The 11,872-nt window shown below is 56.7% G+C and carries 4 protein-coding genes, 3 pseudogenes and 1 other annotated feature; of the genes and pseudogenes, 2 read left to right on the top strand and 5 right to left on the bottom strand.

Annotated elements, in window-relative coordinates; genetic code table 11:
* Positions 1 to 151 precede the first annotated feature (151 nt).
* A complete protein-coding gene (locus tag ACYCVF_RS35925) occupies positions 152 to 394 on the top strand; it encodes a hypothetical protein (RefSeq protein WP_459607543.1) in 243 nt (80 codons plus the stop codon).
* Positions 395 to 427: 33 nt separating this feature from the next.
* On the opposite strand, the gene ACYCVF_RS35920 is transcribed toward ACYCVF_RS35925, so the two are convergent.
* From ACYCVF_RS35920 to ACYCVF_RS35910, 3 genes are all read right to left on the bottom strand, one after another.
* Positions 428 to 1,456: an ABC transporter substrate-binding protein gene (locus ACYCVF_RS35920; protein WP_459607545.1), complete on the bottom strand. Its 1,029-nt coding sequence runs from the start codon at positions 1,454 to 1,456 to the stop codon at positions 428 to 430.
* Between the two features lie 13 nt (positions 1,457 to 1,469).
* Positions 1,470 to 3,098: an L-glutamate gamma-semialdehyde dehydrogenase gene (gene pruA, locus ACYCVF_RS35915; RefSeq protein ID WP_459607547.1), complete on the bottom strand. Its 1,629-nt coding sequence runs from the start codon at positions 3,096 to 3,098 to the stop codon at positions 1,470 to 1,472.
* 1,910 nt (positions 3,099 to 5,008) lie between these two features.
* Positions 5,009 to 5,860: an IclR family transcriptional regulator gene (locus ACYCVF_RS35910; protein ID WP_459607549.1), complete on the bottom strand. Its 852-nt coding sequence runs from the start codon at positions 5,858 to 5,860 to the stop codon at positions 5,009 to 5,011.
* A 682-nt stretch (positions 5,861 to 6,542) separates the two neighbouring features.
* Between ACYCVF_RS35910 and ACYCVF_RS35905 the strand changes: the two are divergent.
* Positions 6,543 to 7,751 (top strand): annotated as a pseudogene (locus ACYCVF_RS35905) (IS3 family transposase).
* Positions 6,827 to 6,943, top strand: a sequence feature (AL1L pseudoknot). Its footprint overlaps the pseudogene before it by 117 nt.
* A gap of 111 nt (positions 7,752 to 7,862) precedes the next feature.
* Here the strand turns inward: ACYCVF_RS35905 and ACYCVF_RS35900 are convergent.
* Both ACYCVF_RS35900 and ACYCVF_RS35895 read right to left on the bottom strand, forming a co-directional pair.
* A pseudogene (locus tag ACYCVF_RS35900) lies at positions 7,863 to 8,944 on the bottom strand (IS5 family transposase).
* A gap of 2,001 nt (positions 8,945 to 10,945) precedes the next feature.
* A pseudogene (locus ACYCVF_RS35895) lies at positions 10,946 to 11,696 on the bottom strand (IS5 family transposase).
* Positions 11,697 to 11,872 lie beyond the last annotated feature (176 nt).

The following is an 11,872-nucleotide window of genomic DNA, read 5'->3' as shown; positions in this document are numbered from 1 at the left end:
TCGCAAACTTTCTCTGCTGGCGGCTAGGAAAACTAATGCAGGTGAGACTAGTGCTCCTTGACGGTAGACGTCGTAAACATGACTAGTTGCGACATTGCTACTGCACAGGGAGGCCAGCGAAAGCCATTTGCAGAGGTTGGGAAATCCCGCGATGGGGCTTCGCCCCATCTTAGTGCAAACGATCGCGTATCCGAACACGATCCTACTTTCGCAAAGAAGATTGACCGGCGCTGATGAGGGTGGCGTATTCCGCTTGCTCAGTAAGGATCGGTCCAAGGTCCAAGTGGATGTTGAATCGGATTATCGGTCCGAAGAAAGCGTGCGCCCCACTGGCATCGACGCATTGCGCAAGGAGAGGCACAACGGCAATGGCTCTCGCTTCCTGACGCCGTAAGCGCGCATGCGTGAAAAAAGACAGGCAGGCGCGCTAGGTCAACATCCACTCCTTGAAGCGCTTGTCGAGCTCGAAGAAATGGTCGCCCCAATACTCCGCGCTGAAGACCACATTCTTTGGGCTCTTCAAGTCGGGCACCCAACGTCGTGCCTCATCTTCCACGAGATGCTCGATACCCTGCGTTGTCGGCAACATGCTGAGTCTATTGGCGATCAATGCTTGTTGAGATGGCCTGGTAACAAATTCAAGGAACCGCATCGCGGCTTCCCTCCGCGGACTACCTCTCAGCACAGCGCAGTAGTTCATTTGGATAATACACTGGTCAAAAGAGAAATCGATCGAAACGCCCGATTCCTTCGCTGCCTTAACCCGATGCGCATAGGCGTAGCTGTAATCAGCTTCATTTGTCTGGATGAGAGTTATAGTCTGAGTGACTTCGGCGACCCACTTGTGGACGTAAGGCTTGATGCGATTCAGGGATTTGAAAGCGCGATCTACGTCAAGCGGATAGAGCTCGCTTGGTGCAACACCGTCCGCAAGCAGCGCAAGCTCAAACATTTCGGTGGCCCAAGTACGTAAAACGCGGCGACCAGGGAAGCTCACAATGTCCCAAAGCGCGGGAAAGTCATTCGCCGGTCTCTTCGTCCGGCTCGGATCGTATGCGATACCACCCGCGTAGCTAAACGTAGGCACGGCAAAAGAAGGCGGTTTCTGAACAAATCGCGAGGGATCGACTATCTTGGTGTCAGTGGGCTCCCATAGGCCTTCCTTCTCACCGTAATAGGTGGCCGCATCGAAAATATCCCACTCAATATTGTTGCTCGCCACCTGGGCCTTCGCTTTGGCCGTAGTTGCCCCGGTGATGAATTCCACTGAGATTCCAGTTTCTGCCGTGAAGGGTTTGATCCAGCATTGCTTGACGAAATCACCGTAGCTCCCCCCATAGCTCGCGAACGAAATCGTCGTCGCGGCCTGGGCTGGACGAGGGAGGATTGACGGAGCACTGACAGAGAAGGCAGCGCCGAGCTTTAGCGCGCCCGTTAAGACATCTCGACGTTTCATGCGCCCCCCTCCTCTAATTGCCGGTGAACTTCCAGTCTGACTGCGGCAAGTAGCTTTCCTTGATGACTCGCGGAGAGGTCCAGCGGAGCAGGTTCATCCAGGAGCCTGCCTTGTCGTTTGTGCCGCTCGCTCGCCCTCCGCCGAATGGCTGCTGTCCGACGACAGCGCCGGTCGGCTTGGTGTTCACATACAGGTTACCCGCCGCATTCGCCAACCTCGCCTCACCCTGCTCCAAAGCGTAGCGGTCCGTGCAGAAGATTGAACCCGTCAGTGCATAGTTGCTAGTGGAATCGACGAGTTCCAGTGTTTCGTCCCACTCGTCGTCCTCGTACACGAACACTGTCAGGACAGGACCAAACAGTTCGTCGCACATGAGCGGGTGCCGCGGGTCAGTGACTTCGATGACCGTCGGCTCGACGAACCAGCCCGGATCACTCCACGTCTTGCCGCCGCTAACGATTTGCGTCTGGTTATCATCACGCGCCTTCCCGATGCGCATTGACAAGCGCGCATAAGAGGCCTCATCGATCACAGCGCCCATAAACGTGTCGGACTGCGCGACATCGCCAACCTTCAGTTCCGACAAACGCTCCTGTAACTCGCGCCTCACGGCGGGCCACATACTCTTCGGGATGTAGGCGCGCGACGCCGCACTGCACTTCTGCCCTTGGTACTCGAACGCACCACGGATTAACGCAATAGTCACAGCTTCTGCCTTGGCGGAGGGATGCGCCAACACGAAGTCCTTGCCGCCCGTTTCGCCGACGATGCGCGGGAGACTGCGAAAGGTCTCGACGCGCTCGCCGATGGCGCGCCAAAGCGCCTTGAACACCTGCGACGAGCCAGTGAAGTGTAACCCAGCGAAGTAGGACGATTGCAGGACGACACGGGTCGCCATCACCGGGTCCGCTGGGATGAAGTTGATCACCCCGGGCGGCAGCCCAGCTTCCTCCAGTGCCAGGAAAAAGCGCCAGTTTGCGAGCGCCGATTTCTGTGACGGCTTCCAAACGCAGACGTTCCCCATCAGCGCAGGGCCGCAGCAAAGGTTTGCACCAATCGCGGTGAAGTTGAAGGGACTGACCGCATAGACGAACCCCTCGAGCGGACGCCAGTCCGCGCGATTCGTCGCGCTTTGCACGGTGAGCGGCTGGTTCGCGTAGATCTTTTGCGCTTCGAACACGTTGAACCGCATAAAATCGACCAGTTCGCCAGCAGCATCCGGCTCTGCCTGGTCGACCGTCTTGCTCTGGCCAAGCATCGTATCCGCAGTAATGCGATGGCGCTGCACATTGGCGATGATCTCCCCGGCACGCAGGAACACCGCAGCACGCTTTTCGAACGGCAATGCCGCCCACTCGCGCTGCGCTTGGACCGCAGTATCAACTGCCGCGCGAATATCCGCTTCGGTTGGCCGATGGATTCGCGCCAGCAGCCGATTCTGATCGTGCGGGGCGCGCACCTCTTCGACGTCGCCAGAGAGGATTCGCTTGCCTCCGATAACGGCTGGGATCTCAACGACTTCGCTCGTCGCCAAATGCCTCTGAAGCTCGGCTCGCCCAGCCTGCTCGGCTTTGTAGTCGAATTCGGGCTCATTGGAGGGTCGCGGGAACTGGGGGGCGGAATTTGCGCCGACCGTGGTCATGATAGTCCTTTGGCTAGCTTGAATGGTGAACCAGCTATCGCGCGTTGCGCGAACGGGGGGAAAAGCGGGGCAGCGGCTTCAGAGCCAGCACGTCTCTTCGCCGGTGTAGACCCTGGACAGCGATAGCCAGCCTCCATAAACTCACGTTTGAGCATGGTAGCACTGGAACAACCCCTAGGATGCGCTCGGTTGAAAGCAATACACCCCGGCGCTAAGACAGGCTGACTCTTCAGCACGAGTTCGCGCAGCCCATCTTCGTCAAGCAGCAAAGGTCGAACCCCTTTGGGAAACTCGTTGGGTCCAGCAGTGCCCTCGCCATGACAATTCCGTTCAGCCCTAGTTGTCTTATGGATTCCCGTTAGCGTCCAAATTTCGCGAAGTGTATTCGTTGCGCGTTCGAGCAACTGAGCTCCTATCCAAGCTGTAGGGACACCTTAGAACCCTCGTATCTGTCGGGCACATAAGTCGACTGCGAGGCTCGAGCACATGCCCTAACCCAGCGTCTGATGCACCCTCGATGGCCTACCGGTTCTCGCCCCGCTGTCGAAGTACAGCATACATGACATTCACTGTATTGCAATACACTATTTCGTAGCACTCACCGCTATATCGCCGCAATTAGACCGAGTCGATTTTTCGCTGGTGCCCTCCCCGCAAAGGTCGTGCGCCCTGGCACCGCCGCTGAACGCGAGCGGATCCATCGAAGGACCTCGCGAGGCGCCAGCGTTCTACATCGAGAGCTTTGTTGTCGACTCCGTGGAACGCGTCCATCACTTGCATTGCCTCGTCGAACGATACTAATCTAGGCTCGAACCCTCACTAATTGTTCATTCGGTTAAATCGGTGAGAAAGAATCGGCTTCCGGATCTGGCTGTGGGTTAGCGTCGGCGCAGTGATGGCGGAAGGCGACCTTCAACGCCAGCGCGATCGTCGAAAATAGCAAAAAGCGAGATCTACTGCGTCGACAGATATCGCGTTACCAAAAGCGCTCCGGCTGCCATGCGTGCGTGCCGTGATCTAAGCCTTTGAATTCGCCATAGCCCAGCTGCTCATCTTAAACGCAGGCCTCGCGGATGACGCTATAGCAACTGCACGCCTTTTGTTCCCGGCGCCGTCCACCTTCAAGATATCTCGCATCTTCCGAATGAAGCCCTCCTCTCAAATCGTATCAGCGTCTCCGTCACGCCCGCGCGACGCAATCCCAAAAAGAGAGATAGATAATCGTGCGTGACAGGAAGAACACCACTACCGAGTGCATCGTGCAAAAACAGAGCCAACATGCCGGTCGTTGCTCGCGATCGTGCCGTACGCCACATAATCCCGTTTGAGCGCGGTGCAAAAGGAGCGCCTGAACATATTTCGAAAGATGCTCTCGAACTTTGAGGCGCTCAAATATCACACGACGAAGATTGTCGACATGGATTCTGAACGCATTCCCCGGAAAGAGCACAACCGATTGATGCGTCGGTAGATATCCACCCAACAAGAAAGAAGCTCCGACGACGCCGCGATATCCCACTAGCGCGCTTTCCAGCATGCTTCCTGCAGCAACAATTCTCAGCGACACAAGGCCTGTTTCTATAAAATATGCATACTTGGGCTGCCTCTTCGGCTCCTGCAAAATCATACGCTCTTAAGAAGATGGGCTCGAGAGTCTCAGCTATTGCCGCGCGATCCTGATAAGAAAGACCGGCAAGAATTATTCCTTCGCGTGCGCTTACCGGCAAAGCAATCTCATCGGCGAAGCATTTCTGAACGGGGCTAACTGGCCCTCTCATCCGCGGAAGACAATCCAAAGCGGCTGAAGCCGAATCTGTTTTGATCGTTGGACGAGCCAGATCTGGCGCCCCGCAGGTAATGCGAACGACGACGGGAGCCGTGTTCTAAAGCACCCCGACACCAAACGGAAATTAATAGGCGCCCAACGCGAGCGAAATCTTGCGAGCGGCCGCAATTGTGGCCGGCAAGAGTTTATCGCGAGCTTCTTTCACTGTCAGCCGGCTACCAGGACCAGATAGACTGATTCCACCCCGCACCACATTTGCACCATCGACGATAGCCGCACCTACGGCGGTTTCCTCGTGAAGGTATTGAGATTTTGACAACACGTATCCATCTTTGGCGGCCCGCTCAATTAGCCCGCGCATTTCATCAGAACTCGCGACGGCTTGATTCGTGTATCTCTCGTAATCTGTACCTCGAAGAATATCATCTCGCTCCTGCGGCGATAGGCGAGCAACGATTGCACGTCCTGCAATGCTATAGAGAGCAGGCATTCGAAGTCCAATCTGTACGTTCATAGCAACAATATCTCGGGTCGGCGTCCTCCAAACAAGAATCACATCGGTGCCCTCCATGACCACAAGATTAACTGTTTCGCCCGTTTTCTCATGGGCTTCAACCAGAAACGGCTGGGCACGCTCGATCAAGCCGTCGCTATACGTATACGCGTACGCGAACTCAAGCAGACGGGGAGAAAGCGAAAATTGCTTGGTGTCTTCATGCTTTCGCAGCAGGTTGAGCTGTTGGAGGGTGAAAAGAAAACGCTGGGCTGCGCTCTTGTCCAAGCCTGTCAGCTTGGTGACCGCTGCGAGCGTCAACCGAGATCGTTCACGGCTAAACGCGTCAAGTACTGAAAACGCTTTCTCAATTGAATTCACAAAGAGAGAGTGGCCGCGACCACTCCCATTTCGTTCAGCGCGCTTCTTCGAAACTCTTTCTGGATCAATTGGACTACGGTGGACATTTCTACGCTCAGACATTCGCCTTTGATTCCATCAGGGATATCGGAATAAGCTCGTGTGGCTGCTGCTTTGACGCCACCTCAATGCAAAGCTGACGGAATGCACGCGATCGGGTACGAATATCCCCACATAAAACTTGAGCGTGAGCGCGCGGCAACCGTCACTGTGTGCATTGGATATTCGCAATGCAGACCAAGCTCTTCGGGGCCGTTACCGTCGGCCGATTCGGCGAGTCCAAGCAAAGGTTCGTCGTTGCTCCAATCGACGGATACAGGAAAGGATCCAAGCCAAGCGTCCGGATAGCCAATATCTCATGAGTAAGCGATATCTTTCGATGATCTACAATGCACGACATCGTATTGCAATACAACAACTTTTTGTAGCAACGCTTGAAGAGGCATCAGCACCAATCCCCATTTGTTTTGCGGTTGACCTTGATGGCCTTGGCGGACTTGGACAGAGACGACGATGCTCCGGTCACAACGTGGTGTCAAAGTTGATGCACGTCGAGCCGTGGTTTATGACGCCCCCAATCAAAGCTGCTAGAAAAGACTTCCTGCGGCAGACCCTCCACAAGCGATGACCGGGTCGTGCAGATGTCACTGACGAACAAGACTTACAAGCTCGCCGTAAGAGGATAGTGCTTTGGATGAACCGCTCCGGGATTGCCGGAGGCTCCAACTCTTGAGAAGGTGGAGCCATGACAAGCAGGACGACGAACAAGTTTTCACCCGAGGTCCGAGCGCGAGCGGTTCGGATGGTTCTGGATCACGCCAGCGAGCACCCGTCGCGCTGGGCGGCGGTGACCTCGATTGCGGCCAAGATCGGCTGTACGCCGCAAACACTGCATGACTGGGTCAAGAGAGCCGAGATCGACAGCGGGCAGCGGGCCGGCGTTCCGACCGACATGGGCGACAAGCTGAAGGCCCTCGAGCGGGAGAACCGTGAGCTTCGGCAGGCCAACGAGATCCTGCGCAAGGCCAGCGCCTATTTTGCGATGGCGGAGCTCGACCGCCGGTCCAAGCCATGATCGCCTTCATCGACGATCATCGTGGGGCGCATGGGGTCGAGCCGATCTGCAAGGTCTTGCCGATCGCCCCCTCGACCTACCACGCCCATGTGGCCAAGCGGCGCGATCCAGACAAGCTGTCGGCGCGTGCCAGGCAGGATGCTGCCCTGAAGATCGAGGTCCGGCGTGTGTTCGATGAGAACTTCTCCGTCTACGGCGCGCGCAAGGTCTGGCGGCAGCTCAAACGCGAAGGCTTCGATGTTGCCCGTTGCACGGTGTCGCGACTGATGAGGAACATGGGTTTGCAAGGGGTCATCCGCGACAAGCCCGTCAAAACCACGATCAGCGACAAGGCTGCGCCATGCCCGCTGGATCACGTCAACCGCCAGTTTAAGGCGCCAAGGCTGAACGTTCTCTGACTCTCCGACTTCACCTATGTCGCGACCTGGACTGGCTTCGTCTACGTCGCCTTCGTCATCGATGCCTATGCCCGCAGGATCGTGGGCTGGCGGGCTTCACGCACAGCACATGCCGGCTTCGTGCTCGATGCGCTGGAGCAGGCCCTGCACGATCGGCGACCGGTCCATCGCGGCGGGCTCGTGCACCATAGCGACTGGGGCAGCCGAGCGCCTGGCTGAAGCAGGCATCGAGCCTTCTGTCGGCAGCGTCGGAGATTCCTATGACAATGCTCTCGCCGAAACCAACAACGGCCTCTACAAGGCTGAAGTAATCCATCGGCGCGGACCGTGGCGCAGCTTCGAGGTCGTCGAGTTCGCGACGCTGGAATGGGTCGACTGGTTCAACAACCGGCGGCTCCTCGAGCCCATCGGCAACATCCCGCCCGCTGAAGCCGAGCAACGCTACTACGCCATGCTGGAACAACCCGCCATGGCGGCATAACTTAAACCAAACAGCCTCCGACAATCCCGGAGCGGTTCATTATTGGGGCGATGCGGCGGAGTTGGACGTAATTTTATCGGCTGGTGTTGGATGTAGCCTGATGCAGGGTGGCTAAGCGGCAAGCAGTTTGGGAATGCGGATCAGGTTATAGGCGATCAGATTGAGCAGGAAGTCGGCGGCGGCGCGAGCGATGCCACGATGTTTGGTCTTGCGCATGGTACCGTGCTGCTTGCCCCACCCAAAGATGCACTCGACCATCGCCCGGCGTGACTGCGACATGCCGTACCCCGGATGCCGCGTGGTTCGTTCGTCGATGGCGCTGTTGCGGGTCTTGCCGGTCTTGGTAACAGCTTGGTTCTGCGTTACATGCGGCGTCACGCCGATGGCGCGAAGATTCGCGACATGATCGGCGGTATCGTACGCCTTGTCCTCACCGGCCGTGAGGCGGCGGCCTGCGGCTTTGCGCCTCGCCTTAAGCATGGTCTCCGAAGCCCGGCGTTCGGCCGTGCCATTGGCATGGGTGACCTTGCCCGGCCACCGCCAGCCCATGCCGGTTCTCCATGGTGGCGTGGCCCAATATAGCAAAGCTTGGCCTCCCGCCCGGCCGCCTTGCGATAAAGCCTGCTGTCCGGGTCGCTAGTACTCGCATGGGTGTCGTTCTTGCGCTTCTGGCCATGGAAGTTGGCGCCGTTATCGTCACCGCTGCCGTCCTTGAAGCTCTTCTGTGAAGCCCAGGCTTCGATCAGCGTTCCATCCACCGAGAAGTGCTCGTCCGACAGCAGCGGCTTGACCTGCGGATGGTTCAGAAGTCTGGTCATGAACTTCGTGAACACATCGCCATTGTGCAGCCGCTCCCGGTTCTTGGTGAAGGTAGTCGGGTCCCAGACCGGATCATCCGGCGACAGTCCCACGAACCAGCGGTACAAAAGATTGTAGTCCAGTTGTTCCATCAACTGGCGTTCCGAGCGGATGCCATAGAACACCTGCAGCAGCAAAGCGCTCAACAATTGCTCCGGAGGGATCGAAGGACGTCCCTCACTGGCGTAGAGCCCGCCAAGACTGCGGTTCAAATCACTCAAAACATCCCGGACGAGTTCCCGCACCTTACGCAGCGGATGGTTCGCCGGCACACGCTTATCCGGCGCGATGTACGAAAACAGGCCGCCCTGATCCGTAAACCTGCCGCGCCTGATCGTCTCCGCCGATTCGAGATGACAAAGTGAATCATCAAGCCCCCTCCCCTGGCGAGACCCTGGCGAGGGAGTTCTTCAGGAGACTGCTAGACGACAAAGGAGTAGTTGCCACGGACGACAACCAATACCCGGTCGATGGCAGACGGCGGAAGCAACTACTAAGCATTCTGGAGCTGCTCCGCTATGCTGAAGCCAAGACATCAGAGTTAGATCTTAAAACATCAGCGGTGCTTTTGCGAGCGGCAATTGCCGATGTCGCTCGAAACTTGAAGTAGTGCGCCGCGGACGCGACACTCAAAACGCCGAGCTGTCGGGCTGAATCCGGTAACGTGAGCCACACACGGATCTCAGTTGTCAAACCGAGCGCAAAGAACTGGACGCGCCTTCTACTACATTGGTCAAGCTGGCCCGCCTCTCTTTTGGAGATCACGCGAATCGGACGTCATCCCCGCGCGGCAGTCAAGATCAAATTGTTTGTCACGTCTTCAAGAAAATCCTGGAGACGATTGGTTGTCCTCACCGATCTCTTAGCCGATATCGCTGAAAGCTAAGGGCTCGATGATAGTGCCGCTCACGGTTCAGAATAACTCTCTTGCCTTTGGCGAAGCCGTGATTCTTTTGCGATTGGAGTGCACTGCGACCACTTGTGTCTACTGCCCCGAGACAAAAGGCGAGCAGCATCGGCACCCGAAGTGGCAACATGCGGCGCATTGTATAGCGATCGCGCGAAGTCCCCTGAACCAGCCGCCGAAAGGGGACTGTGGACACACGCTTTTCGCGAAATGAATTTGCCCGATCGGGAGCAGCATGCAGTCTCTCTTCGGTAAAATTTCTGACGCAAGGCATTTGTTCTTCCTAACCAACGCTGAAGCCACAGCTACATCCCGTGTGGGAACCACCAAGCCGCGCGATATCTAACCGTAACTCTCTAGCCAAGCCGCGGCAGGTTGATGCTTTGGTTCTGCACCCATTGTGTCTCCATTGGCGATCCGAAGCCCTTACTTGTATAAGCGAGCGTTGGTTGAAATTGGCGGCCGCCGCAACAAGCGGGGCACGTTTGCCTCATCTAATAGTCTTGCGGCATACGGGCGAGCACGGCTGCCTCATGGATGGTGATTGGCTTGATCTCCATTAGCGTGCCCTCGAGTTCCATCGTGATCAGCGTCGGGACGATGCTTCCGCATCCATTGCTCCGAATCGGGAATCAACCCAGTGGAACTCGCCGTAGACGCTGCGTGAACATCAGACTGATGCGACAAAATCTGGGCCGATGCTGGTACGTGTTCTGCGATGAGCTCGATTCCATTCGCCGTAGACCTCTATCATTTACTCTGGACGATTACCCGGCGGTTCGTGCCCGCTCGTTTCGTCTCTCGGAGATGGGTGCATTGGCGTAAGCGGAGCAGTACATCGGCCGTCTTGCGCGTCTGCATCCACTGGACGTTCGCTGAGTTCTTTCGTTCTTTCTGCCTTTCAACAGCAATTGTCTACCAACGGTCGCCACAACGCATTGGATTTATCATTCTCTAGAACGGGGTTCGCACGGGGCGGGATTCCGCCTTGTGTTGGACACGATAGCCGTTGTACCGCTGTTAGAAACCAGGCACATATCGGCGTTGCTCACAAAAGACTGTTGTTTCGGGATAAACTCTGTGGCGACCGCCGGAATGGAAATCGCTGGCAATCCAGCTCTTTGCTAGTTTGAATCGCTCGTTAGCGCGCGAGCTGGTACGACGACCAATCAGCGCGCTCGAATTTGAGTGCCGATATTGCCAGCAGTGAATTCGGTCTGCAGCCGCAACGATGAGAAACAACTCGCTTATCGCGAGTATCATCGCCATCTATCCCTAGACTGCACTTGGTCTCGATGACGCAACATCGTCGCAAAATCACAAAAGTCCGTGGGAAACACCGAATGTGACAGTTACACAATAATGATGGGCCGCTCGTCTAGCAATGACTTGGCATAAGAAGGCCTCTCCATCTAGGGCCTATTGAGATTCATCTGGAATGGATGACGGCGGTGGCGAGGTAGATCATCGCTTCGAAACTGCTGTCTGTCTTGTCGCATCGCATTGCTATGCGTTTGAATTCCTTGAGCTTGCCGAAGAAATTCTCGATCAGATGGCGCCATTTGTAAATGTCCTTGTCGATGTCGAGAGGCTGAGCGCGCCTTTGATGCTGCGAGATGACGATCCTGGCCTTGCGTTCCTTCAGCTCTTCGATGATCCAGTTGGAATCAAAAGCCTTGTCGGCGATCAAGCCGCCGAATTCGATGTCTTTGATCAGGGGCGCGACGCCGACGGTATCAAAGCGATGGCCGGGGAGCAGAACGAACCGCACCAGATTCCCAAGCGCGTCGGTCAGCGCGAGGATTTTGGTGGTCCAGCCGCCTTTCGACTTGCCGATGGCCTGATTTTTGGTCCCCCTTTTGCTCCCTGTGCGTGGCGGTGAACCTTGACGATTGTCGCGTCGACCATGACGAACTCCATGTCCGGATCATCCGATACGGCATCGAAAATCCGCTTGAAAACGCCGGCCTTCACCCAGTCGCGATAGCGCTTGAACACCGTATTCCAGTTGCCGAACGTCGGGGGCAGATCTCTCACGGACTGCCCGTGCGGGCGATCCACAGCACCGCTTCAAGAAACATCCGGTTATCGCTTCCACTGCGGCCGGGATCCGTCGGCTTGCCCAAACAAAGCGGCTCCATCTCCGCCCATTGAGCATCGGTCAGAACGAATCGGGGCATGCCAAACTCCTTTCGGAGCTTGAATCACGGACGTTCCGTTCTGTGAATCTGGAGGGTTCTGTGAGGTCGCGCTCACGCAGGGCGCGGCAAGCGCTTATCACGCGACCTCATTGAAGCCGGATTGAACGAAGGCGCGGGAGGGTGGGCACGGTGGTGAGGCTATGGGGATTGTTCGA

Source organism: Bradyrhizobium cedriense, assembly GCF_054602315.1.
This window is presented reverse-complemented; position numbering and strand designations above follow the sequence as displayed.

Excerpts from the sequence above, each read along its gene's own strand:
- ACYCVF_RS35925 (WP_459607543.1), top strand. The coding sequence starts at position 152 with ATGGGGCTTCGCCCCATCTTAGTGCAAACGATCGCGTATCCGAACACG.
- ACYCVF_RS35910 (WP_459607549.1), bottom strand. The coding sequence starts at position 5,860 with ATGTCTGAGCGTAGAAATGTCCACCGTAGTCCAATTGATCCAGAAAGA.
- pruA (WP_459607547.1), bottom strand. The coding sequence starts at position 3,098 with ATGACCACGGTCGGCGCAAATTCCGCCCCCCAGTTCCCGCGACCCTCC.
- ACYCVF_RS35920 (WP_459607545.1), bottom strand. The coding sequence starts at position 1,456 with ATGAAACGTCGAGATGTCTTAACGGGCGCGCTAAAGCTCGGCGCTGCC.